General features: G+C 58.3%; 25 protein-coding genes. 14 read left to right on the forward strand and 11 right to left on the reverse strand.

Annotation, left to right across the window (positions count from 1 at the left end; all coding sequences use genetic code 11):
- Positions 1-104: 104 nt before the first annotated feature.
- On the reverse strand, positions 105-755 hold the full coding sequence (locus JMN22_RS00005; protein WP_198796076.1) for a hypothetical protein: 651 nt from the start codon (positions 753-755) through the stop codon (positions 105-107).
- A 374-nt stretch (positions 756-1,129) separates the two neighbouring features.
- Between JMN22_RS00005 and coxB the strand changes: the two genes are divergently transcribed.
- From coxB to JMN22_RS00025, 4 genes are all read left to right on the forward strand, one after another.
- The gene (gene coxB / locus JMN22_RS00010; RefSeq protein ID WP_198796077.1) at positions 1,130-2,257 is read left to right on the forward strand and encodes a cytochrome c oxidase subunit II; all 1,128 of its coding nucleotides are present in this window, start codon (positions 1,130-1,132) and stop codon (positions 2,255-2,257) included.
- An 82-nt stretch (positions 2,258-2,339) separates the two neighbouring features.
- Positions 2,340-3,926 (forward strand): cytochrome c oxidase subunit I, encoded by a 1,587-nt coding sequence (ctaD, locus tag JMN22_RS00015; protein WP_198796078.1) that lies wholly within the window; start codon positions 2,340-2,342, stop codon positions 3,924-3,926.
- Positions 3,927-4,047: 121 nt separating this feature from the next.
- Positions 4,048-4,599, forward strand: a complete 552-nt coding sequence (locus JMN22_RS00020) for a cytochrome c oxidase assembly protein (protein WP_198796081.1) — start codon at positions 4,048-4,050, stop codon at positions 4,597-4,599.
- Between the two features lie 24 nt (positions 4,600-4,623).
- Entirely contained in the window at positions 4,624-5,511 is an 888-nt protein-coding gene (locus JMN22_RS00025; protein ID WP_030139146.1) for a cytochrome c oxidase subunit 3, read from the forward strand.
- Between the two features lie 24 nt (positions 5,512-5,535).
- Here JMN22_RS00025 and JMN22_RS00030 read toward each other — a convergent pair whose 3' ends face one another.
- Positions 5,536-5,739, reverse strand: a complete 204-nt coding sequence (locus JMN22_RS00030; RefSeq protein ID WP_030139145.1) for a twin transmembrane helix small protein — start codon at positions 5,737-5,739, stop codon at positions 5,536-5,538.
- A gap of 70 nt (positions 5,740-5,809) precedes the next feature.
- Between JMN22_RS00030 and JMN22_RS00035 the strand changes: the two genes are divergently transcribed.
- The 5 genes from JMN22_RS00035 to JMN22_RS00055 are packed head-to-tail and all read left to right on the forward strand — an operon-like array spanning position 5,810 to position 9,715.
- A complete protein-coding gene (locus JMN22_RS00035) occupies positions 5,810-6,547 on the forward strand; it encodes an SURF1 family protein (protein ID WP_030139144.1) in 738 nt (245 codons plus the stop codon).
- Positions 6,513-7,106 (forward strand): hypothetical protein, encoded by a 594-nt coding sequence (locus JMN22_RS00040; RefSeq protein WP_198796083.1) that lies wholly within the window; start codon positions 6,513-6,515, stop codon positions 7,104-7,106. Before JMN22_RS00035 ends, JMN22_RS00040 begins: the two co-directional genes overlap by 35 nt.
- Before the next feature lie 10 nt (positions 7,107-7,116).
- A complete protein-coding gene (locus tag JMN22_RS00045; RefSeq protein WP_198796085.1) occupies positions 7,117-8,196 on the forward strand; it encodes a COX15/CtaA family protein in 1,080 nt (359 codons plus the stop codon).
- Positions 8,184-9,083, forward strand: a complete 900-nt coding sequence (gene cyoE / locus JMN22_RS00050) for a heme o synthase (protein WP_030139141.1) — start codon at positions 8,184-8,186, stop codon at positions 9,081-9,083. Before JMN22_RS00045 ends, cyoE begins: the two co-directional genes overlap by 13 nt.
- Positions 9,080-9,715, forward strand: coding sequence for an SCO family protein (locus JMN22_RS00055; protein ID WP_198796087.1), 636 nt, complete (start codon positions 9,080-9,082; stop codon positions 9,713-9,715). Before cyoE ends, JMN22_RS00055 begins: the two co-directional genes overlap by 4 nt.
- Positions 9,716-10,279: 564 nt before the next feature.
- Here JMN22_RS00055 and JMN22_RS00060 read toward each other — a convergent pair.
- From JMN22_RS00060 to JMN22_RS00075, 4 genes are all read right to left on the reverse strand, one after another.
- Positions 10,280-10,939 carry a hypothetical protein gene (locus JMN22_RS00060; protein WP_148289948.1) on the reverse strand — a complete coding sequence of 220 codons (660 nt, stop codon included), beginning with the start codon at positions 10,937-10,939 and terminating at the stop codon, positions 10,280-10,282.
- Positions 10,940-11,076: 137 nt separating this feature from the next.
- The gene (locus tag JMN22_RS00065; protein ID WP_030139136.1) at positions 11,077-11,757 is read right to left on the reverse strand and encodes an EcsC family protein; all 681 of its coding nucleotides are present in this window, start codon (positions 11,755-11,757) and stop codon (positions 11,077-11,079) included.
- A gap of 129 nt (positions 11,758-11,886) precedes the next feature.
- Positions 11,887-12,786 carry a DMT family transporter gene (locus tag JMN22_RS00070; protein ID WP_198796223.1) on the reverse strand — a complete coding sequence of 300 codons (900 nt, stop codon included), beginning with the start codon at positions 12,784-12,786 and terminating at the stop codon, positions 11,887-11,889.
- Positions 12,787-12,897: 111 nt separating this feature from the next.
- Complete coding sequence (locus JMN22_RS00075) at positions 12,898-13,977, reverse strand: SDR family oxidoreductase (protein WP_198796092.1); 1,080 nt, start codon at positions 13,975-13,977, stop codon at positions 12,898-12,900.
- Between the two features lie 74 nt (positions 13,978-14,051).
- Here JMN22_RS00075 and JMN22_RS00080 point away from each other — a divergent pair, with 74 nt between their 5' ends.
- Positions 14,052-14,441 carry a MerR family transcriptional regulator gene (locus tag JMN22_RS00080; protein WP_198796093.1) on the forward strand — a complete coding sequence of 130 codons (390 nt, stop codon included), beginning with the start codon at positions 14,052-14,054 and terminating at the stop codon, positions 14,439-14,441.
- Between the two features lie 213 nt (positions 14,442-14,654).
- Here JMN22_RS00080 and JMN22_RS00085 read toward each other — a convergent pair whose 3' ends face one another.
- The 5 genes from JMN22_RS00085 to JMN22_RS00105 all read right to left on the reverse strand — a co-directional run bounded on the left by JMN22_RS00085 (position 14,655) and on the right by JMN22_RS00105 (position 20,996).
- The gene (locus tag JMN22_RS00085; RefSeq protein WP_198796224.1) at positions 14,655-16,847 is read right to left on the reverse strand and encodes a TonB-dependent receptor; all 2,193 of its coding nucleotides are present in this window, start codon (positions 16,845-16,847) and stop codon (positions 14,655-14,657) included.
- A 207-nt stretch (positions 16,848-17,054) separates the two neighbouring features.
- Complete coding sequence (locus tag JMN22_RS00090) at positions 17,055-17,867, reverse strand: alpha/beta fold hydrolase (RefSeq protein WP_198796094.1); 813 nt, start codon at positions 17,865-17,867, stop codon at positions 17,055-17,057.
- 31 nt (positions 17,868-17,898) lie between these two features.
- Positions 17,899-18,759 carry an alpha/beta fold hydrolase gene (locus JMN22_RS00095; protein ID WP_198796095.1) on the reverse strand — a complete coding sequence of 287 codons (861 nt, stop codon included), beginning with the start codon at positions 18,757-18,759 and terminating at the stop codon, positions 17,899-17,901.
- Between the two features lie 186 nt (positions 18,760-18,945).
- Positions 18,946-20,259: an ATP-binding protein gene (locus tag JMN22_RS00100; protein WP_198796096.1), complete on the reverse strand. Its 1,314-nt coding sequence runs from the start codon at positions 20,257-20,259 to the stop codon at positions 18,946-18,948.
- Complete coding sequence (locus JMN22_RS00105) at positions 20,256-20,996, reverse strand: response regulator (RefSeq protein ID WP_030138951.1); 741 nt, start codon at positions 20,994-20,996, stop codon at positions 20,256-20,258. The genes JMN22_RS00100 and JMN22_RS00105 overlap by 4 nt, the downstream gene beginning before the upstream one ends.
- A gap of 255 nt (positions 20,997-21,251) precedes the next feature.
- Here JMN22_RS00105 and JMN22_RS00110 point away from each other — a divergent pair, with 255 nt between their 5' ends.
- The 4 genes from JMN22_RS00110 to JMN22_RS00125 all read left to right on the forward strand — a co-directional run bounded on the left by JMN22_RS00110 (position 21,252) and on the right by JMN22_RS00125 (position 26,190).
- Positions 21,252-21,518, forward strand: coding sequence for a DUF2790 domain-containing protein (locus tag JMN22_RS00110; RefSeq protein ID WP_198796097.1), 267 nt, complete (start codon positions 21,252-21,254; stop codon positions 21,516-21,518).
- A gap of 727 nt (positions 21,519-22,245) precedes the next feature.
- On the forward strand, positions 22,246-22,608 hold the full coding sequence (locus tag JMN22_RS00115; protein ID WP_198796098.1) for a DUF6124 family protein: 363 nt from the start codon (positions 22,246-22,248) through the stop codon (positions 22,606-22,608).
- Between the two features lie 280 nt (positions 22,609-22,888).
- A complete protein-coding gene (locus JMN22_RS00120; RefSeq protein ID WP_198796099.1) occupies positions 22,889-24,682 on the forward strand; it encodes an ATP-dependent nuclease in 1,794 nt (597 codons plus the stop codon).
- A 149-nt stretch (positions 24,683-24,831) separates the two neighbouring features.
- Positions 24,832-26,190, forward strand: coding sequence for a DUF4041 domain-containing protein (locus JMN22_RS00125; RefSeq protein ID WP_198796100.1), 1,359 nt, complete (start codon positions 24,832-24,834; stop codon positions 26,188-26,190).
- Positions 26,191-26,306: the final 116 nt, after the last annotated feature.

The raw sequence follows: 26,306 nt of genomic DNA on the forward strand, positions 1-26,306 counted from the left end.
GGCTTGCTCGCGAAGGCGGTGGATCAGTTGGCTAATAGGCTGCCTGACACTCCGCCTTCGCGAGCAAGCCCGCTCCCACAAAAGCTTCATGTTGTCCTGATGGATCAAGCCGCCGGCTGGTCCAGCTCCAGGCCCACGCCCAGGCGTCGGGACATGCACGGCCAGCGCTTCCAGGCTGCGCCGGTCGCCGGGCTGCTGAGTTTCTCGCGATAGGCCTCTACTGATTCCAACGCAAAGGTTTCGTCGTTGAGCATCTCATCGAACGTGTGATGCACCACTTCGTCGAGCTGGTTGGCAAATGCCTCGCCGATCAACTGGTGGGCGATCAGGTTGGCGACCGTCATGTCCAAGGGGATCAGTGGCTGGCCGAAATGCTTGATGTAGAGGTCGTTCACCTCTTCGACGAAGCGGTGCGCCAGGTAGGCTTCGTCGAGCAGGCTGTTTAGCCCGACATGCCCGGCCATGATCGTCGGAGGCTGGAGAAAGTATTGCTCGGCAATCTTCAGTACGGGCTTGATCTGCGACTCGATACCCGCCTCCTTGGCGACGTCATTGGCCGCATCCAGCAAGTCAGGCACTTCGTTGATGTAGGCAGCGACAAACCGCGCCAGGACGTCATTGGCATTGGCATCCGGTAGCTGGATGGCGGGGTGCAGCGTGGGTAACTGGGCCGTCAGCTGACGGCTCAACAGGCCGGTCTCGGCCTCATGTTGCTGGGCTTTTTGGATCTGCTCGCGCAATGCGGCGGTGTTCATGACAACTCCAGGAAACAACAGGCAATGAAATAGGAATGACATAACTTAGCTGGCGTAAAAAAACTCCTAAGACCTATTTTTCATAACTGCCCCTTCCTTGCTGCGTCGCCGTTATATCGGTTTGCCATCACTCAGGTTCGCATCCTTCTCCATTCGTGGGCTCTAGCGCAAGCCCCGGCTGTTTCAAACGATTTACGCCATCGCGTTGCGAGGTTGCAGGTGCTGTCTATACTCGGGTTGGAATGGAGTTAGCTGATGACACCCGATTGCATGTGCAGCAAGGCGCGGCGAGTCAATTAAGCAGTCTGAAAAGCCGATCCCTTGCCGCAGGCTTTACGCCTACGGGATAACAAGAACGATAAGGGGAACCCGCAATGACGCGACATCCACACGTATGGATGGGCCTCCTGTTGTGGTCGATTTTCAGTCAGGCGCAAGCGGCCTGGACTGTGAATATGGCGCCTGGAGCCACACAGATCAGCAACGCAGTCTTCGACCTGCACATGACCATCTTCTGGATCTGTGTGGTCATCGGCATCATCGTCTTCGGCGCCATGTTCTGGTCGATGATGATGCACCGCCGCTCAACCGGCCAGAACGCCGCGCATTTCCACGAAAACACCCGCGTCGAAATCCTCTGGACCATCGTGCCCTTCCTGATCCTCGTGCTGATGGCGATTCCGGCCACCGCCACGCTGATCAAGATGTACGACTCCAGCGAGTCGGACATCGACATCCAGGTCACCGGCTACCAGTGGAAGTGGCACTACAAATACCTGGGCCAGGACGTCGAGTTCTTCAGCAACCTGGCGACCCCCGCCGAACAGATTCATAACCAGAGCGCCAAGGGCGAGCACTACCTGCTGGAGGTCGACAAGCCGCTGGTGCTGCCGGTCGATGCCAAGGTGCGCTTCCTGGTGACCTCCGCCGACGTGATCCACTCCTGGTGGGTGCCGGCCTTCGCGGTCAAGCGCGACGCCATCCCCGGCTTCGTCAACGAGGCCTGGACCCGCGTCGACAAGCCCGGCATCTACCGCGGCCAATGCGCCGAACTGTGCGGCAAGGACCATGGCTTCATGCCGATCGTGGTGGAGGTCAAGAGCAAGCCCGACTACGAGAAATGGCTGGGCGAACGCAAGGCCGAAGCCGCGCAGCTCAAGGAGCTGACCAGCAAGGAATGGACGCGTGAAGAACTCGTCGAGCGTGGCGACAAGGTCTACCACACCACCTGCGTGGCCTGTCACCAGGCCGAAGGCCAAGGCTTGCCGCCGATGTTCCCGGCGCTCAAGGGCTCGAAGATCGCCACCGGGCCCAAGGCTGATCACCTGAGCATTGTCTTCCATGGCAAGCCCGGCACCTCCATGGCCGCGTTCGGCAAACAGCTGTCGGAAGTCGACATCGCCGCGGTCGTGACCTATGAACGCAACGCCTGGGGCAACAACAAGGGCGACATGGTTACGCCTAAAGAAGTGCTGGAACTCAAACAGGCGGAAAGCAAATGAGCCGGCCTGACGTCTGTTCCCGCAACCGGTCGGGGCGCGTTGCCCCGCGCCGTCCAGCCCATTGGTTCGAAGGAGAAAGGACATGAGTGCTGTGATCGATGACCACGGTCATGCCGACCACGCCCACGGCCCCGCCAAGGGCCTGATGCGCTGGGTACTGACCACCAACCACAAGGACATCGGCACCCTGTACCTGTGGTTCGCCTTCTCCATGTTCCTGCTGGGCGGCTCGTTCGCCATGGTGATCCGCGCCGAGCTGTTCCAACCCGGCCTGCAGATCGTCCAGCCGGAATTCTTCAACCAGATGACCACCATGCACGGCCTGGTGATGGTCTTTGGCGCGGTGATGCCGGCGTTCGTCGGCCTCGCCAACTGGATGATCCCGCTGATGATCGGCGCGCCGGACATGGCCCTGCCGCGCATGAACAACTTCAGCTTCTGGCTGCTGCCGGCGGCGTTCCTGCTGCTGGTCTCGACGCTGTTCACCCCGGGCGGCGGGCCGAATTTCGGTTGGACCTTCTACGCGCCGCTGTCCACCACCTATGCGCCGGAGAGCGTGACGTTCTTCATCTTCGCCATCCACCTGATGGGCATCAGTTCGATCATGGGCGCGATCAACGTGATCGCCACCATCCTCAACCTGCGCGCCCCCGGCATGACCCTGATGAAAATGCCGCTGTTCGTCTGGACCTGGCTGATCACCGCGTTCCTGCTGATCGCGGTGATGCCGGTGCTGGCCGGCTGCGTGACAATGATGCTGATGGACATCCACTTCGGCACCAGCTTCTTCAGTGCCGCCGGCGGCGGTGACCCGGTGCTGTTCCAGCACGTGTTCTGGTTCTTCGGCCACCCCGAGGTGTACATCATGATCCTGCCGGCCTTCGGTGCCGTCAGCTCGATCATCCCGGCGTTTTCGCGCAAGCCGTTGTTCGGCTACACCTCGATGGTCTACGCCACCGCCGCCATTGCGTTCCTGTCGTTCATTGTCTGGGCGCACCACATGTTCGTGGTCGGCATCCCGCTGGTGGGCGAGCTGTTCTTCATGTACGCGACCCTGCTGATCGCCGTGCCCACCGGGGTGAAGGTGTTCAACTGGGCCAGCACCATGTGGCAGGGCTCGCTGACCTTCGAGACGCCGATGCTGTTCGCCGTGGCGTTCGTGATCCTGTTTTCCATCGGCGGTTTCTCCGGGCTGATGCTGGCCATCGCCCCGGCGGACTTCCAGTACCAGGACACCTACTTCGTGGTCGCGCACTTCCACTACGTGCTGGTGCCCGGCGCGATCTTCGGGATCTTCGCCTCGGCTTACTACTGGCTGCCGAAATGGACCGGCCACATGTACGACGAAACCCTCGGCAAGCTGCACTTCTGGCTGTCCTTCATCGGCATGAACATGGCGTTCTTCCCGATGCACTTCGTCGGCCTGGCGGGCATGCCCCGGCGGATCCCGGACTACAACCTGCAGTTCGCCGATTTCAACATGGTCTCGTCCATCGGCGCGTTCATGTTCGGCACCACGCAGATCTTCTTCCTGTTCATCGTGATCAAGACCATCCGTGGCGGCCCCGCAGCACCGGCCAAGCCGTGGGATGGCGCCGAAGGGCTGGAATGGAGCGTGCCTTCGCCGGCGCCGTATCACACGTTTACCACGCCGCCGGAAGTGAAATAGATGACACCGGGGCCTTGTGTGGGAGCGAGCTTGCTCGCGATGGCGGTGTGTCTGACACACCGAGTCGCTGCTATCGCGAGCAAGCTCGCTCCCACAGGGTTCTCGGTAGGGACTGGAAATCATGGCTGACTCGATCTCGCTGAAGAAACTGGTCACCCGCCTGCTGCTGGTGGTGGTGGCCATGTTCATCTTCGGGTTTGCCCTGGTGCCGATCTATGACGTGATGTGCAAGGCGTTCGGCATCAACGGCAAGACCGCCGGGCAGTACGAAGGCGAGCAGACCGTGGATGAATCGCGGCAAGTCCGCGTGCAGTTCCTGTCGACCAATGCGGTGGACATGGTCTGGGACTTCTACCCCAAGGGCGACCAATTGGTGGTCAAGCCAGGGGCGGTCAACGAGATGGTGTTCGTCGCTCACAACCCCACCGACCGGCCAATGAGCGCCCAGGCGGTGCCGAGCATCTCGCCGAGCACCGCGGCGGCGTATTTCCACAAGACCGAATGTTTTTGTTTTACCCAGCAAGTGCTGCAACCCGGCGAACGCATCGAAATGCCCATGCGCTTCATCGTCGACCGGGACATGCCCAAGGAAGTGAAGCACCTGACGCTGTCCTACACGCTGTTCGATATCACTGCTCGTCATCCTCCGGTGGCTGTAAACACTGACCGATAGCGTGCCCGATAAGGAGAACAATAAATGGCAACTCATGAGCACTATTACGTCCCGGCCCAGAGCAAATGGCCGATTATCGCCACGGTCGGGATGTTCGTCACGGTGTACGGCCTGGCGACCTGGTTCAACGACCTGAAGGCGGCGCGCCCCGAATCCCACGGGCCGCTGATCTTCTTCGTCGGCGGCCTGCTGGTGGCCTACATGCTGTTCGGCTGGTTTGGCGCGGTCATCAAGGAAAGCCGCGCCGGCTTGTACAGCGCGCAGCTCGACCGCTCGTTCCGCTGGGGCATGAGCTGGTTCATCTTTTCCGAAGTGATGTTCTTCATTGCCTTCTTCGGCGCGCTGTTCTACGTGCGCACGATCTCCGCGCCGGGGTTGGCCGGCGAAGGCAGCAAGGGTTTATCGGAAATGCTCTGGCCGAACTTCGAATACGTCTGGCCGTTGTTGAACAACCCCGATCCCAAGCTATTCCCACCGCCCAAGGATGTGATCAGCCCTTGGGGCTTGCCGCTGCTCAACACCATCCTGCTGGTCAGTTCCAGCGTCACCGTGACCATCGCCCACCATGCCCTGAAAAAAGGCCATCGTGGGGCGTTGAAAATCTGGCTGGCGATCACCGTGTTGCTGGGTTGCGCCTTCCTGGGTTTCCAGGCCGAGGAATACATCCACGCCTATAAAGAGCTGGGCCTGACGTTGGGCTCGGGCATCTACGGCGCGACGTTCTTCATGCTCACCGGTTTCCACGGCGCCCACGTCACCATCGGCACGATCATCTTGTTCGTGATGCTGATGCGCATCATGCGCGGGCACTTCGACAACGAGCATCAGTTCGGCTTCGAGGCCGCGAGCTGGTATTGGCACTTCGTCGATGTGGTGTGGATCGGCTTGTTCTTCTTCGTCTACATACTCTGAGGCAACCGCTACCAGGACGGCTCTTTACCAAGGAGCATGCGACACCAACTGGCCGCTGAAAAAGCCCCAGGCGATCAAGCCGACGGTGACAGCGGCCAAGGCGACACGAATCGCCAGGGCGATGACCAGGCGATTGGAATTGCTTTCGTCCTTGACCAGAAAAAACAAGCCGCTGAACAGGCTGGCAACCGTGGCGATCAGCATCAGGGCGATGGCTGCTTTGAGCATCAGGAACACTCCGGGGGGACGCGATGCAGGTGAGTATAGCTATCTCGTTCAATAGCCTTTGGGCGGCGCCATGAAAGGCTTCCGGCCGGGCCTCGTGCCGTCATTGGTGGTAGCCGTGCTGGTGCCGGTGATGGTGTGCCTGGGGTTCTGGCAATTGGGCCGGGGCGAACAGAAGCGTGTGCTCATGGACACTTATGCCGAGCGCCGCGTGGCCAAGCCGATGGACAGCGCCGAGCTTGCGCAAACGGCGGATCCGGCCTTTCGACCGGTCAGCCTGCGTGGCCATTTCGACGCCGAGCACAGCCTCCTGCTGGACAACCGCCAGCACGACGGCAAGGTGGGCGTCGAACTGCTGCAACCATTCCTCGACCACGCCAGCGGGCTGTGGCTGCTGGTCAATCGCGGCTGGCTGCCGTGGCCGGATCGCCGCACCCCGCCAGTCTTCAGCACGCCGCAACAGACGGTCGACCTGCAAGCCTGGGTCTACGTCGCGCCCGGCGCCACGTTCCAACTTCACGCCGACCCGGCCAGCGCACCGTGGCCACGGCTGGTCACCACCATCGAGCCTCAGAAACTCTGGGCCGAACTGGACCGTGGCGGCTTCGCCTATGAATTAAGACAACAAAGCGGCCCCGGCGCCTACCGGACCGACTGGCCGGTGGTTTCCATGGGTCCGGAAAAACACCTCGGTTATGCCGTGCAGTGGTTCGCCATGGCGGCGGCGCTGTTCGGCCTTTTCCTTTATCTCGGATGGCACAACGCAGGGAGACACCATGGGGAACACCATGAATCCAACCAACACGTCTGAGGCGCCCGACGCCCGCAGCCGTCGCAAGGGGCGCGTGCAATTGTTGTTGATCGTGCTGGGCGTGATTGGCCCGATGATCCTCGCCACCGGCATGTACAAGTTCCAGTTCTGGGTGCCCGACAGCCGCAGCTACCACGGCGAGCTGATCGGCAACGGCCAGTCCCGCGCCGACATCGGCGTGCAGGCCGACGAGCAGCGCTGGCAGATCCTGGTCACCGCGCCGCAGGAGTGTTCGGTGGACTGCCGCCAATTGGTCTATCTGGCGCGGCAGGTGCAGATCGGCCTGGGCCGTGAAGCCGGTCGCGCCAGCCATGCCCTGGCGGTCGCGCAACCGTTGGACGGCGAATATGACGCGCAGTTGAAACGCGAGTACCCGCAATTGCAACGCTACCCGCTGGACCTGCCGGCCTACCAAAAAGGCGCCCAGGGCTCCGGCGGCGCCCAGTTGTGGATCATCGACCCCCACAGCAACCTGGTGCTGCGCTATGACGCCCGGGTCAAGGGCAAGGACTTGCTCAACGACCTGCGCCACCTGCTGAAACTGTCGAACATCGGATGAGGGCACCGACATGGCCAAGCCTGGATTTCGCCTCGCGCTGTTTGCCACGCTGCTGGCATTGATTGTCGTACTGTTGGGCGCCTACACCCGCCTGACTCACGCCGGCCTCGGTTGCCCCGACTGGCCGGGTTGCTACGGTTTCATCAGCGTGCCCAAGGGCGAAGCCCAGCTGGCCCATGCCGAGTTGCATTTTCCCGACACCCCGGTGGAGGCACATAAAGGCTGGAACGAGATGGTCCATCGCTACTTTGCCGGGGCCCTGGGGCTGATGATTACCGCGCTGGCCGCCCGAGCCTGGATGAACCGTCGTCGCCCCGGCCAACCTTTGAAATTGCCGCTGTTCCTGCTAGCGGTGGTATTTGCCCAAGCAGCGTTCGGCATGTGGACCGTGACGCTCAAGCTGTGGCCGCAAGTGGTCACCGGGCATTTGCTGGGCGGGTTCGCGACGTTGAGCCTGCTGTTCCTGCTGACGCTGAGATTGTCTGGCGTATTACCCGCGCTGACCGTGCCCAAGCGCCTGCAACACTGGGCCACGGCTGGGCTGCTGCTGGTGATCGGCCAGATCGCCTTGGGCGGCTGGGTCAGTTCCAACTATGCCGCAGTGGCCTGCATCGATTTCCCGACCTGCCACGGCGAATGGATGCCGCCCGCCGATTTCGCCAATGGTTTTCACCTGACCCAGCACATCGGCCCGAACTACCTGGGCGGGCAACTGGACAGCGATGCTCGTACCGCCATTCACGTGACCCACCGCATCGGCGCGTTGCTGGTGACCGTGGTGCTATTGGGGTTGGCCTGGCAATTGAAGCGGGTGGGCATGACCCGACTGGCGGGGCTGGTCCTCACCGCCCTGGCCGCGCAAATTACCTTAGGTATCAGCAACGTCGTGTTTCATCTGCCGCTGCCGGTGGCCGTGGCCCATAACGCCGGGGGCGCCGCCCTGCTGCTGACCCTGGTACTGGTCAACTATCACGCCCGCACCAGCCTGGTCCGGGTACGGCACCACGTCCCGCTGCGCTGGCGCTTCAATTCGCCTAAACACGGCGTCGCCCCCATCACGATTAAAGGAGAGATGCCATGGCAACCTTGACCGGTGAACGCCACAGCCAGGCGATCTGGCGCGACTACCTGGAGCTGACCAAGCCCAAAGTGGTGGTGCTGATGCTGATCACCTCGCTGGTCGGCATGTTCCTCGCCACCCGCGCCGGAGTACCGTGGACGGTCCTGGTGTTCGGCAACCTGGGCATCGCCTTGTGCGCTGGCGGCGCGGCGGCGGTCAACCACGTGGTGGACCGGCGCATCGACGCGGTCATGGCCCGCACCCACAAGCGGCCCTTGGCCGAGGGCCGGGTCTCACCGGCCGCCGCACTGACCTTCGCCCTGGCGCTGGCCGTCGCCGGCCAAGCCATGCTGCTGGTGTTCACCAACCCGCTGACCGCCTGGCTGACCCTCGCCTCGCTGCTCGGTTACGCCGTGATCTACACCGGCTTCCTCAAGCGCGCGACGCCGCAGAACATCGTCATCGGCGGCCTCGCCGGCGCCGCACCGCCGCTGCTGGGCTGGGTCGCGGCCACCGGCCATGTCAGCGCCGAACCGTTGCTGCTGGTATTGATCATCTTCGCCTGGACCCCGCCGCACTTCTGGGCCCTGGCGATCCATCGCAAGGAGGAATACGCCAAGGCTGATATCCCGATGCTGCCGGTGACCCACGGCGAGCACTACACCAAGATCCATATCCTGCTGTACACCTTGGTGCTGCTGGCGGTGAGCCTGATGCCGTTCGTGATCCAGATGAGTGGCTTGATCTACCTGGTCTGTGCGCTGGTACTGGGTGCCCGGTTCCTGCAATGGGCCGTGGTGTTGTACCGTGGCAGCCGGCCGCACGCGGCGATCAACACGTTCAAGTACTCTATCTGGTACTTGTTCCTGCTGTTCATCGCCCTGCTCGTAGACCATTACTTACTGTTGAGCCTATGACTCGAACCCAGAAAACCGTCTTCATCCTCGCCGCCGTGATCGCACTGATCCTCGGCCTGACCATCAACAAGGTGCTCTCCAGCAAAGGCCAGGGTGACCCGACGGCGTTGATCGACGCCGGTATCATCCTGCTGCCCCAGAGCCGCAACCTGCCGGACGTGAAAATGACCGACCAGGACGGCCAGCCCGTGGCGATGGACGGGTTGAAAGACAAGTGGAGCCTGCTGTTCTTCGGCTACACCTTCTGCCCGGACATCTGCCCGACCACCCTCGCCCAACTGCGCCAGATCAAAAGCGAACTGCCGCCCGAGGCGGTGGCCAAGTTGCAGATCGTATTGGTCAGCGTCGACCCGAACCGCGACACGCCCAAGCAACTCAAGCAATACCTGGGCTACTTCGACCCGCAATTCAAAGGCCTGACCGCCGCCTCGGTGGAAGACCTGCAGAAACTCGCCAACGCGGTGAGCATTCCGTTCATTCCGGCGGACACCAGCAAGCCCAACTACACGGTTGACCACAGCGGCAACCTCGCCGTGATTGGCCCGGACGGTACTCAGCGTGGGTTTATTCGGGCGCCGTTGAATAACCAGAAGCTGGTGGCGCAGTTGCCGGAGATGCTTAAGCGGAAATGAAGTCAAGGCGAGGCCACTTGCTTCCTGATAATGCATCTCCCCGTGGCGAGGGAGCTTGCTCCCGCTCGGCTGCGCAGCAGTCGCAAAACCGGGCGATGCGGTTTGCCTGGAGAAATGCAGGGGCCTGCTGCGCAGGCCAGCGGGAGCAAGGCCCCTCGCCACAGGGGTTAGTGTCGAACCAAATATCCCGCCCAACGCCACCCACTGTGGGAGCGAGCTTGCTCGCGAAAGCGTCGGGTCAGCTTGCATCCATGTTGAACGTGCCCCCCTCTTTGCGAGCAAGCCCGCTCCCACACCGAGCTGCGGTGAACAAAGCATCTGCAACAACCCCGATCCCCTGCGGGAGCGGGCTTGCTCGCGATGAAAACGACACGGTTCCAGCGCAGGACACCCCACCCCGCATCATCAAAAAACCTGCCCCCACCTACCCCCTCTACTAGGCTACGCATCCTTGCGTCTTCGGCAATAAAAGGCAATGAGGGGACAGATTATTGCCCGTAAATAAAACTCAATGACACATACTGTGAGCAGCGATGACATTGGTTCATAAAAGACAAGAACCCGCTACGGCCGCCGGGATTGTGTAATCTTTGGCGCCTTATCTATTAGTTGCCGTAGTTCGCCCAATGAATTAAAAAAAGTACCTACAACTCTGCCTTGGGTATTACGACTATAAAGTACTGACTTGAAGGGGGCATTGGCCCCATCTGCAGTACCTCCAGCGGTAGAGCTAAGATGCCCTGCGTACTGTAAAAACTTACCAATAACAACACCCTCTTTCCCTGAGAGAAAGTCATCAATAAAGTCATAATGTGCTTTAGAGCTTACAGCCTCAAGAGGAGGGCTTCCAATTGACCAGTTCGGACAAACCACATCTACATATGGCGATAACTTTATATCCATGCACATACTCGAAATTCTATGGGCAATAAAGTGGGTAGTTCTGGATAACGCCGCGGTTTCACTTGTTAGATTTTTACATAGCTTTTCTCGGAGTGGCTTTCTGTACTCATCCCGAATCTCTCTTTCAAACTCTTTAAACTCAATAAGTATGCACGAGGAGTTAGTTCCGGCAAAAAAATCTGCATACTTACGGTCTTGACTGCCAGAAAAATTCCCAATGGAATATTGCGAATGGCTTCCAAATCTATTGATAAGCTCATCCTTCAATGCCGTAGAGAAAAAGTCTATAACTTGCGACTCTCCGAATTTGCTTTTTGCCAAAACATGCCTCCAAGCGTCCAAACCCGTTTTGGGTTATTCAGCGAACATTAAAAAAAACGGCGACAGACTACGATTATGAGACGGTCAGACCACAGGTGAACGCAATATCGTGGTCTGTCCCAGTTTCGCAATGGTAGTTACTCCGCGGTCGCCTCTTCTTTCAGATTCAGGCGGAAAGTGTCGCGAGCGGCTTTGCCCACGTAGGTGGTGAGCGCGTAATTCGCCGTTCCACCAACGATGACTCCAATGCCGAACGGAATCACTTTTGCCGCGGCTTTCTGAGTGAACGAGATGCCGATTTTGGCAAACAATTCCTTGATGATCTGAAGCGTCGGCCCCTTCAAATATTGACGCACCATACGCACACCGGCCTTGCTGGCGATTTTGGTTGCAGTGGCAGAGCCCATCTGCTCCAGGGAGCCGTATAGCGCAATGATGTACGACATGTGCTTGGCATCTTCATTGGACATCTTGCCGTTGATGGCGACCGCCAGGCACATGGTCATATCGATCTGCAGCTTCATGCATACCGAAATATCTGCCAGTCCTCCTCCAACAGCGCTCACCATAGTACCGATACCCGGAACGACACCCGGAAGAGCAGTGGCTGCGCCGGAGGTCGCGGCCAGTTTTGAATAGCGGCTGATAATTTTGTCGACAACGGCGTCTTGAATCTTTTCATCCGTGGCGGATGGCGCCGAGCTGCGTGCCTGACTTTCATACTGGGTAACCAGTTCACGGGCGTCCTGCGGGCTAATGGCGATGGCTTCCACCATCTTCATCAATGAGGAGCTGCCTTCTTCTTTCTCCGTGGTCATGCCGGATTCCTTTCGAGTGATATTGATCAGCGGTTTTCGAGCCTGAGCGCTAACGCGGAGGGTGGCACAATTGATATCAAAATAACACTACACCCTTGGCTATGTGGAAGTCGTCAGGATCGAAACAGCTCACTCAGTCGAAGGAATAGATGTTTTGCCACCCAAGCGGATGACCTCATTGGAGAAACACAGGCCAACGATGATCAATGCCGCTCCCGCATACAGGCTGTCGCGCGGTACTTCATTGAGCGCCACAAACGCCAGCAGCGCGGCGAACAGGGGTTCGGTCAGCTCCAGCGCCTGCACTTGGGATGGCTTGAGGTACTCGATGGCCTTGGTGGTGCAGAAGAAGCCCAGGATGGTGGGCAGCGCGGCCAGCGCCAGCAGTGCGATGATCGCCAGCGGCGTCAGCTCGCCGATCGCGAAACCATCGGCCGCAGCCGGCATCAGCAGGTAAAGGCTGCCGAAGAACAACAATTGTCGGGTGAAATGCAGCCCCCCCGACACCCCCATGCGCTTCATCGCAACCGAAAAGGCCCCGTAGCCGCAACCGGCCACGGCGGCGAGCGCTGCACCTTGCAGGGTAAAGCCCTGCTGCAGGTCGCCGCCGAAGATCACCGCGATCCCGGCGATAGCCAGCCCGGCGCCGACGGTAGCGTTCGCGGTGATGGCGTCCTTGAGGAAAATGCGCCCCAGAATGATCGAGGAAATCGAGGCACTGGCCATCAGCATCACCACCACACCGGCTGCAGCGTAGTGTCGGTAGGCGGACGTTTCGAAATGGAACAGCACAAAGATGCCAAGGAATGCGCAGATGGCTGCATGCGTCCATTTGATCGATGCCGCCGGGCGTCTGAGGAAAAACAGCAGGACCGAGAGCAGCACACAACCCAATACGGTCTTGATGACAGCGACACTGCTGGCGGTGAAACCATTACTCATGAGGACTTTGCTGAGCACACCGATCGTTGCGTTCAGTGCCGCAGCGGAGAGTGCAAACATGACGCCTTTGCTGAAGGTGGATTGCATTGAGGACGATCCCTGTCGGTGATTTTTCGGTCGATAGCATGCCACCCCGCCTCGACGGCGCACAGGCCGATTTCAAGCACGCTGGTTTTGCATTTCCAAGTTGATGAATCCTCAGCGGGCCTTGTCCTGCGCCAGGCAACAGGAATTGACGAACGTTGCAGTGTGCTGCAACGCCTGGCGTATATCCGGCTTGGTTATTCCATGCCTGTTGGCAAATTGCTCGAGCGCCGCAGTATCAAAACGAGTGGTCTGGATAAAGTCCAAGGCTTCGGGCTTGCTGTTCAAAAAGCGCGCGACGGGAGGAATACCCAGTAGCCACTTCAGCAATCGCAGCGGAATGTGATGCTTGGGCGACGTTATGCCAAGGGGTTTTGCGACCTCTGCCAGGAGTGCTCGCAAGTTGGGACTCTGATCATCAAGCGCCAACAGTTCCTGCCCCGCCATGGCCGGGTCAAACGCACAAACCGCCACCAGTTCGACCAGGTAATCCACGGTGACCAGGGGTAGCCAATGCTCGGCGGTGCCGGGCACTGCGGTCAGCTTTCCCTGCACAAGGTTGCGTATCAGCTCCACCAGCGGCTGACCATCAACGATATGCCCCGTGCGGCTGTGGCCACACACCGTCGCGGGGTGGACAACGGTGATCTCCCTGCCCAGGGTGGACATGACCTCCAGGGTCGCAAAATGCGCCTCCAGCTTGCTCCCCTCGTAACCCCCGACATGCCGGTAGACGGCAGGCCAATTCGTCAGCTCCGGAGAGCGAGGATCGATCCCGATGCGCTGCAGATGTTCATGATTCTTCAGCATGTAGCCGCCGATCATCACCAACCGGCTTTTTTGCCCGGCCGCCAACAGCGCCACCCGCTTCGCCCCTTCCACGTTCACCGAGCGAGAGCTTTCCATTGAAAGCCCCCAAGCGAAGTGAGCGCCCAGGTGGAAGAAGACGCTGGCGTGCCTCAGCACCTCTCGGTCAGCACGACTCAGCCCGAGGTTGTCCCGTTCCAGATCGCCCGCCACGGCCAATACCCGGGCCCCGCTCCCTCCCAAATTGTCGACTTGCTCACGCAGCGCAGCCAGTCGCTCCGGGCGACGCATCAACACCCGAACGGTGTGTCCCTTTGCACTCAGGTACGCCACCAGATGTTGGCCGATGAAGCCGGTACCCCCCGTGACAAAGCACTCCACGCCCATTTCCCTGCTCCTGGTTAAGGTGAAAAATCGAGCGTAATCTATCGACCCAACTCTACAGTCAAGCGGTGTTTTTCATGAGAATCGGCGAACTCGAGGCCCGCAGCGGCGCCAGCCGCCATACGCTGCGTTATTACGAGCAGATCGGCCTGATCTCACCGCTGCGGCGAACGAATAACTACCGCGTCTACACCGCGCAGACCCTGCAAGACCTGGACTTTATCCAGCGCGCGCAAAGCATGGGGTTTTCCCTGGGGGAAATAGGTCAGATCCTGGATGCGCAGCGCAACGAACTGATCGACTGTGCTGACGGTGCCAGGCTGATTGAAAAGAAAATGGCGGAAATCAAACTGAAGATCGCCAACTTGAAAAGCATCTATCGATACCTCGACGAAGAGCGCGCAAACCTCGAAGCCAGCGCGGCCAGGCAACTTGCGCTTCAGCAGTTGAGCAACGCTTCCAACTGAACTGTCAGTCTCCGGGGAGCGCAGCCCAGCCCCCCGTGGCGAGGGAGCTTGCTCCCGCTGGCCTGCGCAGCAGGCCCCTGCATTTCTCCAGGCAAACCGCATCGCCTGGTTTTGCGACTGCTGCGCAGTCGAGCGGGAGCAAGCTCCCTCGCCACAGGGGATTGGGTGTCCGCTCTTCAGTCTCGATACTTCAAGCCTTCCTCAAACGACCACTCAGAAATCAACAGTCCCCGAAAACTTCACCAATCGCGGATCACCCTGCGAAAGGTAGCCGCCGTTTGCCGAGGCCCAGTAGTTCTTGTCGGTGATGTTTTCCACGTTGACGCGCAACGTCAGGTCTTTCTCCACGAATTTCATTTTGTAACGTGCGCCTGCGTCGAAACGGTTCCAGGTGGGCAAGCTCAGGTTGTTAGCCTGATCCGCATACTGCCCGCCCGTGCGCAACATCCTCGCGCTGAGCGCGGCGCCTTCGAAACCCGGAATATCCCAATCCACGCTGGCATTGAGCTGAAACGTTGGCACGCCAATCGCGTGGTTGCCATCGTTGAGGCCGCCGGCAGTGTTTTTCAGTTCGGACGTCATGCGGGTACCGCCGGCCATTAACCGGAGGCCTTCGATGGGCTCGCCGAAAACGCTGATCTCCAGCCCCTTGTTGACCTGTTCGCCATCACGCACATAGAGCTTCTGCGCGTTGTCGACGTAACCATCGGACGGTTTCTCGATACGGAAAACACCCACGTTGGCACCGAAGGTCTGCATGTCCAGCTTGATGCCCGCTTCCAACTGTTTTGTACGGCCAGGGGGAAAGGCTTCGCCCAGGTTCGTGACGCCTGTAGCAGGCGCCACCGGCCCTTTTGCAAGGCCTTCGATTCGGTTGGCGTAGAGCGACACGCTCTCCACCGGCTTGTACACGATGCCGTAGACAGGGGTGGTGATGGCTTCCTCGTAGGGCGTGCTACGGCTGCCATCGTTCGCGGGATTGGGGACACCGTTTGAAGTGGTGCCATCGTACTTGTAGTTTTCGACACGCAATTGCTGACGACGGACACCATAAGTGACCAGCAACTTGTCATCGAACAAGCCCAACGTATCGGAAATCGCCAGGCTACGATTGCGGGTTTTGCCGGTCACCCCGGGGTCACCCATTTCACCGCCGGTGCTGGACACCGCCGTCGGCTTGGGAAGCTTGGGGGTGTCGTAGATATTGGTGTTGCCGGTAACGGGACGATAGAAGGTGTAGGCGTTTTCCTGCTCGGTCCAGATCGTCGAGCCGCCGATCGCAACCTGGTGGGAAACAGGGCCCGTGTCAAAGCGCCCGTTCAACCCGCCACTGAATGAGGTGTTGTCTTCGTTGTGAGGAATCTCCGAGCCACCGATCGTCGCTACGCCGTTATTGCCGACCAGCGTCGGCGTGGCGTACACCCCGGTTTCGCGGGTGTGCTTTACACCGCCAGCCAGGTAGGCGGTCCAGTTTTCGTTCAGGTCCCAATCGCCACGAACCATGCCGAAAGTGTCTTCGGTTTCGGAGTAAGTCCAGTCCTGTCCATAATTGTGGCTCGCGTTCGGAGCCGTGGGAATGCGAGTGGCACTCCCGATGTTCACAGAGTTACGCAGTCCGTTGATACGCTGTTTCTGGTACCCGAAATCGGTGGAAACGCGGAAGTCATCACCTCGATAGTCCAAGCCCGCAACGAACAACTTTGTGCGCTGATCCTGGTTGTCGATCGCTGTTTCACCTTCGCGCTGGCTCAGGTTCAACCGGGCGCCAAAGCGGTTGTCCTCGCCGAATCGCTGCCCGATATCCAAATGTTCGCCAATGCGGCCATCGGTGCTGATGTCCTGGGTATAGCGACGAGTCGGGACATCTTCCGCGCGTTTGGGCTGCAGGTTGACGCCGCCCCCAAGCCCCGAGCCCGTCGGACTGACACCGTTGATAAACGCGTTGGGGCCTTTGAACACCTCGACACGCTCGATCGCATCCGTCGACAGAATTTGTCGCGGTAAAACGCCGTACAGCCCGTTGTACGAAATGTCGTCGCTGGCAAGCGGCAGGCCTCGAATCACGAACACCTGGGATTGGTTGCCAAACCCATAGGATTGCCGCACCGACGGATCATTGAGCAGCACATCACCCACGTCTTCGGCTTGTTGATCTTCAATCAACTGGGAGGTGTAACTGGTCATCACGAACGGGACATCCATGTTGTCCTGATTGCCCAGCACACCCATCTGGCCCCCCCTCGCCACCTGACCACCCGCATAGGGTGCCGGTAGCGTGTTGGAATTGGTTTTGACCGCATCGGCAGTAACGTCGGTCATGCCCAATTCGATAGGTTCAGCCGCTTGGGCAAGAAAACTGACTGAGCAGCACGCGGCAAGCAAGGTAAGGCGAGATGGAAATAGCATGGGGTGAGTACCTGCGGGGAAACGGAAAATCAATTTAGTGAATGCTAATGATTCGCAGATGGATTATCCATACTAATGGCTCGTTGCCATAAAAGATTCGGGCAGCGGTTTGGTTTCCCCAACGAAAAACCCGGCCACCTGCGCCGGGTTTTTTAGTTTTTCTCGAAGAAAAGCGGATGAGGCTTTTAGTCGCCCCGCTCTACCTGATCACTCTTTCGAACTGGCCTGCGCCGCTTCAACAATCAGCTCCGCAACTTTCCCCGGATTGGACGTCATCACCACATGGGAAGCCCCTTGAACGGTGACAGTCTTCTTCGAGCCGGCGCGTTCGGCCATGAACTTCAAGGCCGCCTCGGGGATGTTCTTGTCCGCCGAGCCGTAGATGAACCAGGACGGCAGTTTTTTCCAGGCCGGCTCGCCAGACGCTTCCTTCAATGCCGCCTCGCTGATCGGGCGTTGGGTGGCGGCCATCAGGGCGGAGTCCGCCGCTGGAACGTCGGCGGCGAACTGTTGGCCGAATTTGTCCTGCTGGATGTAGAGATCCTTATTGCCGTCGTCCAACTGCACCGGAGCCGCCAAGGTCGGGCCAAGGGTGCCGCCAGGGTAGCGACCGGACAGTTCGATGGCGGTTTCGCCTTTGTCCGGCGCGAAGGCTGCGACGTAGACAAGTCCCTTGACCTTGGGGTTGTTATGCACGGCGTTGGTGATCACGGCGCCGCCGTAGGAATGACCCACCAGAATCACCGGGCCGGCGGTGTGCTCGACGATATCGGCGACGTAATCGGCGTCCTGCTTCACGCCGCGCAGCGGGTTGGCCGCTGCAACGACCGGATAACCCTGCGTCAGCAACTGGGCGGCAACGCCGTTCCAACTGGAGGATTCGGCGAATGCGCCATGCACCAGCACGATGGTGGGCTTGGCGGCATCGGGTTGCGCGGCGGTTGCGCTTTGGACGGATCCCAGTGCCAGCGCAGCGGTGATGGTGACGGCCAACAGCGATTTGAGATTGAGCATGATCATTCCTTTTCATTTATTGGAGGATGCGATGGGCTTACTTAGCCAGGAAATCCAACAGATCCTGATTGAGGCGGTCCTTGTGGGTGTCGGTCAGGCCGTGCGGGGCGCCCGGATAGACGATCAGCTCGGCGTTCTGCACAAGCTCGGCGGCGGCATGGGCGGAGGCGTCAATCGGGACGATCTGGTCGTCATCGCCATGCACGATCAGTGTCGGCACGTCGAACCGGGCCAGGTCGGCGCGGAAGTCCGTTGCCGAGAACGCCGCGATGCAGTCATAGGTGTTCTTGTGGCCGGCTTGCATGCCCTGCACCCAGAACGAATCGATCAGCCCCTGGGAGACGTTCGCCCCGTCGCGGTTGAAGCCGAAGAACGGGCCCGACGCGATGTCGCGATACAGCTGCGAGCGGTTGTCCAGCGAGGCCTTGCGCAGGCCGTCGAACACCTCGATCGGCAGGCCGCCTGGGTAGTCTTCGGTCTGGAGCATCATCGGCGGAACGGCGCTGATCAGTGCGGCCTTCTTCACCCGGTCGGTGCCGTGGCGGCCGATGTAGCGGGTGATTTCGCCGCCACCGGTCGAGAAACCCACCAGGGTCACGTCGTTGAGATCCAGGGCGTTGATCACAGCGGCCAGGTCATCGGCGTAGTGATCCATGTCGTTACCTTCCCAAGGCTGGCTGGAACGGCCATGGCCGCGGCGGTCGTGGGCGATCACCCGATAGCCTTGGTCCGCCAGGAACAGCATCTGTGATTCCCAGCTATCCGAATTCAGCGGCCAGCCATGGCTGAAGGTGACGACTGGCCCATCCTTCGGACCCCAGTCCTTGTAATAGAGCTGTACGCCATCCGGGGTGGTGATGTAGCAGGCTGCTTGAGCGAGGGAGGACTGGGTATTCATGGCAAGATCTCCTTAGGTCAGGGCTCGCCATTCGGGGGATCCGGTGGCGAGTTGATGGGGAGAATTCTTGCAGCGGCATGTATACCGGAAATGTTCGACACCCGGCCGCTATGCGTTCTTTTAAGTCTGTAGATGCGCTGGATACAGTGGCTTACAAATGCATGCCACTGATCCAGCAGGAGCGGTCTACTGATCGACGCCGAAGTCGAGGGTCACGCAAAGACCGCCGCCGTCGCGGTTGCGCAGGCTCAGTGAGCCACCAATCGCGACGGTCAACTGCTGGGCGATGGCAAGGCCCAACCCGGTGCCGCCAGAGCTGCGGTTGCGGGAGCTTTCCACCCGATAGAACGGCTTGACCACCTCGGCCAGGATCTCCTCGGGAATGCCCGGCCCTCGGTCAAGCACACTAATGGAAACGCCAGTGTTCGCAGTGCCGCCGATTTCCACCTCGGCGGTGCCGGCGTACTTCAGCGCGTTATCCACCAGATTCACCAGAATACGCCGCAGGGCATGGGGCCTTGTCTCGATGATCGCGCCGTTCTGGCCGCGCAGGCTGACCTCGCGACCGGTGTCCTGGTAGTCGCACACCAGGCTGTCGAGAAAAGAATCCAGGCTGATGCGGCAACTGGTCTCCGTCGCCCCATGGACGCTTCGCGCATAAGCAACACCCTCGCGCACCAGATGCTCGATCTCGTTGAGGTCGTTGCCCAGTTTGTCTTTCTCGACCGAGTCGTCCATGAACTCCGCGCGCAGCTTCATGCGCGTGATGGGCGTCTGCAAGTCATGGGAAATCGCCGCGAGCAATTGCATGCGCTCTTTCAGGTAAGCGGCAATGCGCGCCTGCATGCTGTTGAAGGCGCGGGCGGCGTAGGCCACTTCCCGCGGCCCGGTTTCATCCAACGGCACGGGATGGGCGTTCGGGTCGAGGTTCTCGACCGCCTCGGCCAGGCGACTGAGCGGGCGTATCGCGATGCGCACGGCCAGCCAGGTGCAGCCGATCATCAACAACAACTGACCGAACAGGACAAAGGGCAACCAGGGCGACAACGGCCTGACCGAGGGACGCACATCGATGGTCACCGGGCTGCCGTCGGCCAGTCGCACCTGGGCTTGGAAATGCTGGCGTGGGCCCGGGATCTCGACAAAGGTCAGGTCATAATTGCTGCCCAGCGAGACTTGCAGGGATTGCGCCGCCGTCGCCGCGAGATCGTTGGAAGTGAGTGGAATGCCGGGATCGTGTTCGCGCAGCAAATAATCATAGTTGCGCCGCTGCAGGCGTTTGGTCCATGCCAGGCGCTCGTCAGCAGGCAGACGGTCGAGGATGGCGATGGACGTCGCCGTGTCGTGCTCGAAGTTGCCCAACATGGCCGTCTTGGTGCTTTCGTAGCGTTCGTAGTACTGGGCTGCGAACGTCAGGGCCTGGGCGAGTATCAAGCCGACCAGGAACACCAGCCACAGCCGCGAGGCCAGCGTGCGAGGCCATTGCAACGCGAGTTTCATGCCTGCTCCTCAAGCATTTCCACCGCAAAGGTAAAGACGTAGCCTTCATTGCGCACCGTCTTCAAGTAGAGCGGTTCGCGTGCGTCATCCAGCAAGCGCTGACGCACGCGGCTGACCAGCAGATCAATGGAACGGTCGAAGATGTCCGCGTCACGGCCCTGGGTCAGGTTGAGCAACTGGTCGCGACTCAGCACCCGCTGAGGATGATCGAGAAAGACCCGCAGCAACCGGTACTCGGCGCCGCTCAGCGAGACCAGCGTGTCGTCTTCATCGAGCAGATGACGGGCAGTGGTGTCGAGGCGCCAGCGGCCGAACTTGAGCATGCGGCCGCTTTCGCTGACGACAAAGTTGGGCGGCAGCATGCGGGTGCGCCGAAGCACCGCGTTGATGCGCGCCAGCAGCTCCCGGGCCGCGAAGGGTTTCGCCAGATAATCATCGGCGCCCATTTCCAGGCCAATGATGCGGTCGGTCTCGTCGCTGCGAGCCGTCAGCATCAGCACGGGCGTCGCCTTATGCTTGCCGGCGCGCAGCTCGCGACACAACAGCAGCCCGTCATCCCCCGGCATCATGATGTCGAGCACGATCAGGTCCACCTGATTGGCTTCGAGAAAGGCCCGCATCTGCCGGCCATCCGCAACCACGGTGGTGCGCAGGCCGTTCTTGATCAGGTAGTTGCCGACCAGCTCCCTGATTTCCCGATCATCATCCACGATCAAAACGTGATCGACATGTTCCATGCCCTGCTCTCCGAAATGCGCGCATCGATTTGCGCAGTGTGACGATGCCGTGTTGCCGGTTGGCGACGCACCGTGCGTTCAGCTTATCCAGCCTTGAATCAAGCCAGAGCGAAGCGAAAACAGGGGGGATTGTATCGATCTGTATCGCAATTCACCTCAGATACGTACGCATCCAACCACGGCGTTTTTTCGACACAGCCGAGATACCTCACGAGCCTTTAATGAGCCCATCCAACTCATTGAAGGGAAACGACCATGAACCTGAAAGCCATCGCCACTGCTTGCCTGATCACTGCCCTGAGCGCCGGCGCATTACCCGCCCTGGCCCAGGACAAAGCGGCAGGCGAAAGCTATTCCTACGGCACTCACCTGGACATCGACAAAGTGATCTCGCTGACTGAAGACAGCGGCCAGAACTGCGGGTTGGTGAATGCGCAAATCACCTACCTTGATTCGATGGGTGAGCGGAAAGCGCTGACGTATCTCAAGCACGGGGCCAGCTGCAACAATGAAGGCAGCTGAGGGGTGGCTCCAGGGGCGAGTTCAATTTCCCTGGCCGCCGCAAATCCCCTGTGGGAGCGAGCTTGCTCGCGAATACGGTGGGTCAGCTTGCATCAATGTTGAATGTACCAACGCCTTCGCGAGCAAGCCCGCTCCCACACTTGTTCGGTGGTATTCATAAATACCGTGTGCAACACAAAACCCTGTGGGAGCGAGCTTGCTCGCGAATACGGTGGGTCAGCTTGCATCAATGTTGAATGTACCAACGCCTTCGCGAGCAAGCCCGCCCACACACTTGTTCTGTGGTGTTCACAAATACTATGTGCAACACAAAACCCTGTGGGAGCGAGCCTGCTCGCGAAGAAAACGACTCGGTCCCAGCACAGAACACCCCACCGATATCGCCAAAAATCCTCTCTCCTACAGCCCTCCCCTACACCGTCCATCAAGCTACGCATCCTTGCGCCTTTGCCTACAACTACGCCAGAATCCGCCCGCTTGTGCGCCTTGTCCCGGGGCTCTATTGTCTTCCTGCCACTGCCCATCAGTGGTCGGGTTTAGTAGCCCAGATGACATCCGGTTGCATGAGTCTCATCAGTTAGGCATTCGCCTGCACTCGATGGTGGCTGTGCGCATGGCGCCCTCGGGCGCGCCGGTTTTAGGTATGTCACCGGTCTACTAACCTGCGCACAGCCGCCACCCTATCGTTTAGTAGCGAAATGGTTGCGGCCCTAACTGAGACATACCTATGTTCAAAATAACTCCGAATCCGCCAGAAGCAGATTCCACCTCTACATCCGCAAAATCCAAAGCCAAGCAGCAAGACGAAATCACCCAACGGGTGCTCGATCATTACTTGCTACCAAAACCGGATAAACCCAAAGACGACCCCAAACCGGGGCAGCTATTCACCGTCGTGAAAGGCCTCGATAACGAATGCCTGCTCGCCAACCTCACTGAGACGTTGGCTTCGGCTGATGCGATGGTGAGTGATCTGGCGTTTGATCTGGATGGGGCGAGGCGTCATGTGGCGCTGGGGATTCAGCAGTTGATTGAGCTGAGTTCGTTGTTGGCGAATCGGGTGTTGGATAATGTGGAGCCGGGGCGGTAGGTAAAGGTTTGCGAATGGAAAAACCCGGCGTTTTGCGTCGGGTTTTGACTCTTTCATCCGCAGACAGGGGCGAGTGATCTAAAAAATCTTCCAGTCGACAACCTTTTCCCATATTTCTGATAGCCACGCTTCCTAGCGATAGGCCGCAAACACACCGTCATTCTCGACACTCCCCAAACCGTGGTCTAAGGTTGATATCGTTTCGCCACCTTGCTTGCGCCTCACTCCGCAGGGAGAAGCACCTACGGCTAACTCATAAATCGGTCCAAGGAAGAGACTTATGCGGCTTCATAGGCTTTCTATTAAAGGTTTCAAGCGTCTGCACACTGCTGAAATAGAGTTCGGTAATGCGACCTTTCTGATCGGCGCTAACAATGCGGGAAAAAGTTCTGTACTCAAGGCCATTGGATGGCTGTTATCTAATAGCAAACGCATGGATATCGATTGCTTCTGCTCCGAATTAGATGAAGAGACAGGTGAGACGAAAACCACTTGCGATACTGTCGTTCTAGAAGCTGAGTTCAGGAACGTCCCCGAAGCTGGTTCTATGTGGCGAGGCTTCAAAGGACGTATCTTCTCGTATGATCCGAAAGACACCGGAGAGACCGGGAATAGCATTTTTTATCGCAAAACGTATAAGCTACTCGAAGATGTAAAAATCGAATTAAAGACTCTTAAACGAACGATGAAACCTGGATTTGTCGATTTGCAGAAACCCGCCGAGTTCATCGCCGCCGGGGCAACTCCAGAGCTGATCGCCGAGACCTTCTCTGTCTTGGACAAAAAAATATCGGTCGGAGACCGAGATAAGCTCGAACTCATCGACGAGCTGTGGGAAACCAGCGAAGAAGAGGTATGGGCGCTTAATCCAGGCGGCATAGGCGGCGTTGTTCTCTCTAAACTTCCCTCCATCTTGATCATTCCAGCAGAATCTGCATCCCACGAAATCGACCAGAAAAGTGGTGTACTGCAGAAGATACTGCACGAGCTGTTCAAGGATGTACGTGAAAGCTCTGCAAATTATAAAGATGCTCAAGCTTGCCTGAGCCTGCTCGCCAAAGAACTTGATCCAAGTGATGCCGGCTCAGAGTTTGGCAAGATGATGGGGGAGTTGAACACTGTTCTCGGGGGAGTCTTCCCAGAGTCTCGCATTTACGCTGCTGCTGATCTCTCTAGCCCAGATGCGCTGGTTCCCACATTCGCAATTGAAATGTCCAGTAACATCCGTACGAGCGTAGCAAACCAGGGTACAGGCATGGTTCGCGCGGCAGTGTTTGGCCTGCTTCGATTTAGACAACAATGGCTGAAACGACGCGAAGGTAACGATGAGCGCGGACTTATTATCGGCTTTGAGGAACCGGAGATTTATCTGCATCCAAGTGCCGCAAACCAGATGCGGGATCTTATATATGACTTGTCCGACCAAAACTCTCAGATAGTTGCCACCACTCACTCACCCTACCTGATCGACCTTTCTCGCAAACCAAAACAGGTCCTCAATCGCTTTCAATACGAAAAGGGACATACCAGCGTACTGTCTTTTTCGGTATCCGAGAAGTTTGTCAAGCTGCAAGACAACGATAAAGATCAGGTCAAAATGCTCATCAAGCTTGATGATCATGTGTCACGAATATTTTTTACTCGTAGGGTATTGGTTGTCGAAGGCGATACTGAAGAGGTTGTTATTAAAGAGGCAATCCGCAGAATGCCGCCGGAAATGAAATCACTGGTCCTATCAGGGAGCGAAATAGTCAAGGCGAGAGGTAAAGCCTCAATTATCGGCTTGGTTAAATATTTGAGTGCACTCAATGTAGACTTTTTTGTTATTCATGATCGTGACAAAGGCACCGAAGGCGCGGAAAAATTTAACGAGCCGATAAAAATGGCGGTGGGTAACGACAAAAAGCTAGTTCTTTTGGAGGAGTGCATCGAAGACTTCTTGGGTTACCCGGCACCAGGTTCTGAGAAACCTTTCAATGCTTACAAACGAACTCTTGAATGGGGAGAAGGTTGGGACGGCGCTCCAAAACAGCTAAGAGAGTTATTAACCGAGGTCTATTCTCCGTTGATTTAAAAAAGCGACGATTTTATTTAAATGAAATAGATTCGCAATTTTTGGCCAATGAATTACTACGCAGCTGGCCTACATCCTTTGTGCTGTAAAGACGTCTGCGTAGGTTTGGAACCGAACGACCAGTTGATTTAGAAATGAGGAAAAAACCTATGTCCCTTAGCGACTATTGGAAAGGCCCCGCACACCGACTACGCGCGGATGATTTGGAAGCCCAGCTTACGGATCTCCAAAAGCAATATGCGCAGCTCCAGGCGCTCACTACGAAGATCGGCGCCATGGAGGTCTTGGAGGTTCAGAGGCTAATCGAGCAAGAGAAAGAGAAGCTTGCTGCCGTCCGCCAAGAAATTCAGCGAGCTGAGCGGGAGGTGGCTGCGCTAGCGCAACGTTCCTCTGATTTGCAAGATCAGATACTCGTGTGGGAGGAAACGTTACTGTTAGAAAGCTTTGCGCTTTATGAACCCAAATTCAAGCTAATCAGCAGCCAGGAGTACAAGTCCCGACTGGACAGTGTCCGCGAACGTCAAAAAGCGATGATTAAAGGCGGGGAGGCAGCGACCGGGAACATGGACTGGACGGTCAACAACAGCAAGGCCCAAGGTCGGAAGCTCGTGAACGACATGATCAAGTTGGTGATTCGCTCGTTCAACAACGAAGCAGATGTCTGTGTGGACAACGTGAAGTTTGACAACGTCGAACTGGGCGAGAAAAGAATCTTCAAATCGTTCGAAACCTGCAACCGCCTTGGCAAGATTATGAGCGTAGAGATATCGCCCGCTTATCTGCGCCTCAAGCTTGATGAATTGCACCTTGCCCAGGAGTTTCAGATCAAGAAGCAAGAGGAAAAAGAAGAAGCGAAACGCGCCCGAGAAGAGTTGCGGGAACAACAGAAGCTGGAGCAGGAAATTCGCGCAGCCCGGGAGAAGATCGCCAAGGAGCGCAAACACTTTACGACCGCCATGCGTGACCTCCAAGCTCGCCTGAATAAAGCAGAATCTGAAGAAGAGCGCGCCGCCCTGCTGGCGAAGCTAGCCGAGGTCGAAGCGGGCCGAGCCGAACTCGAGAGCGAAGAGAAGCTCATTGACTATCGCGAACAGAATGCCAAAGCCGGCTATGTGTACGTGATCTCCAACCTAGGAGCATTCGGGGAAGGGATTTACAAGATAGGTATGACGCGCCGCTTGGAGCCCATGGATAGGGTTGATGAGCTGGGTGATGCGTCGGTACCGTTTTGGTTTGACGTGCATGCTATGGTCTTTTCAAATAACGCTCCCGCATTGGAAGCAAAACTGCATGAACGCTTTGCCGTAGGTCGCCTCAACAAGGTTAACGGGCGCAAGGAATTCTTCCGCGCGGACATTGCTGAGATTGAGTCGGTCATTCGAGAAAATTACGATTCCGTTGTCGAGGTTACCCACGAAGCACCGGCGGAACAGTATCGCGAAAGCCTGCGCATGGCATTGCCAAAACCCGCAATCCAGCAATCAGAACGACTTGCGGCACAAAGCTGAAATTTGACTTGGGGGAAACGGGACAGACCACGATTATGAGACAGACCGATTACAGGTGAGCCCAATCGTGGTCTGTCCCCGGCTTCCTCTCTGCCCACTAAAATAAACCTGTCCCC

The organism is Pseudomonas sp. HB05, assembly GCF_016756915.1.
Taxonomy (GTDB): Bacteria; Pseudomonadota; Gammaproteobacteria; order Pseudomonadales; family Pseudomonadaceae; genus Aquipseudomonas; species Aquipseudomonas alvandae.

Excerpts from the sequence above, each read along its gene's own strand:
- JMN22_RS00005 (WP_198796076.1), bottom strand. The coding sequence starts at position 755 with ATGAACACCGCCGCATTGCGCGAGCAGATCCAAAAAGCCCAGCAACAT.
- coxB (WP_198796077.1), top strand. The coding sequence starts at position 1,130 with ATGACGCGACATCCACACGTATGGATGGGCCTCCTGTTGTGGTCGATT.
- ctaD (WP_198796078.1), top strand. The coding sequence starts at position 2,340 with ATGAGTGCTGTGATCGATGACCACGGTCATGCCGACCACGCCCACGGC.
- JMN22_RS00020 (WP_198796081.1), top strand. The coding sequence starts at position 4,048 with ATGGCTGACTCGATCTCGCTGAAGAAACTGGTCACCCGCCTGCTGCTG.
- JMN22_RS00025 (WP_030139146.1), top strand. The coding sequence starts at position 4,624 with ATGGCAACTCATGAGCACTATTACGTCCCGGCCCAGAGCAAATGGCCG.
- JMN22_RS00030 (WP_030139145.1), bottom strand. The coding sequence starts at position 5,739 with ATGCTCAAAGCAGCCATCGCCCTGATGCTGATCGCCACGGTTGCCAGC.
- JMN22_RS00035 (WP_030139144.1), top strand. The coding sequence starts at position 5,810 with ATGAAAGGCTTCCGGCCGGGCCTCGTGCCGTCATTGGTGGTAGCCGTG.
- JMN22_RS00040 (WP_198796083.1), top strand. The coding sequence starts at position 6,513 with ATGGGGAACACCATGAATCCAACCAACACGTCTGAGGCGCCCGACGCC.
- JMN22_RS00045 (WP_198796085.1), top strand. The coding sequence starts at position 7,117 with ATGGCCAAGCCTGGATTTCGCCTCGCGCTGTTTGCCACGCTGCTGGCA.
- cyoE (WP_030139141.1), top strand. The coding sequence starts at position 8,184 with ATGGCAACCTTGACCGGTGAACGCCACAGCCAGGCGATCTGGCGCGAC.
- JMN22_RS00055 (WP_198796087.1), top strand. The coding sequence starts at position 9,080 with ATGACTCGAACCCAGAAAACCGTCTTCATCCTCGCCGCCGTGATCGCA.
- JMN22_RS00065 (WP_030139136.1), bottom strand. The coding sequence starts at position 11,757 with ATGACCACGGAGAAAGAAGAAGGCAGCTCCTCATTGATGAAGATGGTG.
- JMN22_RS00070 (WP_198796223.1), bottom strand. The coding sequence starts at position 12,786 with ATGCAATCCACCTTCAGCAAAGGCGTCATGTTTGCACTCTCCGCTGCG.
- JMN22_RS00075 (WP_198796092.1), bottom strand. The coding sequence starts at position 13,977 with ATGGGCGTGGAGTGCTTTGTCACGGGGGGTACCGGCTTCATCGGCCAA.
- JMN22_RS00080 (WP_198796093.1), top strand. The coding sequence starts at position 14,052 with ATGAGAATCGGCGAACTCGAGGCCCGCAGCGGCGCCAGCCGCCATACG.
- JMN22_RS00085 (WP_198796224.1), bottom strand. The coding sequence starts at position 16,847 with ATGCTATTTCCATCTCGCCTTACCTTGCTTGCCGCGTGCTGCTCAGTC.
- JMN22_RS00090 (WP_198796094.1), bottom strand. The coding sequence starts at position 17,867 with ATGATCATGCTCAATCTCAAATCGCTGTTGGCCGTCACCATCACCGCT.
- JMN22_RS00095 (WP_198796095.1), bottom strand. The coding sequence starts at position 18,759 with ATGAATACCCAGTCCTCCCTCGCTCAAGCAGCCTGCTACATCACCACC.
- JMN22_RS00100 (WP_198796096.1), bottom strand. The coding sequence starts at position 20,259 with ATGAAACTCGCGTTGCAATGGCCTCGCACGCTGGCCTCGCGGCTGTGG.
- JMN22_RS00105 (WP_030138951.1), bottom strand. The coding sequence starts at position 20,996 with ATGGAACATGTCGATCACGTTTTGATCGTGGATGATGATCGGGAAATC.
- JMN22_RS00110 (WP_198796097.1), top strand. The coding sequence starts at position 21,252 with ATGAACCTGAAAGCCATCGCCACTGCTTGCCTGATCACTGCCCTGAGC.
- JMN22_RS00115 (WP_198796098.1), top strand. The coding sequence starts at position 22,246 with ATGTTCAAAATAACTCCGAATCCGCCAGAAGCAGATTCCACCTCTACA.
- JMN22_RS00120 (WP_198796099.1), top strand. The coding sequence starts at position 22,889 with ATGCGGCTTCATAGGCTTTCTATTAAAGGTTTCAAGCGTCTGCACACT.
- JMN22_RS00125 (WP_198796100.1), top strand. The coding sequence starts at position 24,832 with ATGTCCCTTAGCGACTATTGGAAAGGCCCCGCACACCGACTACGCGCG.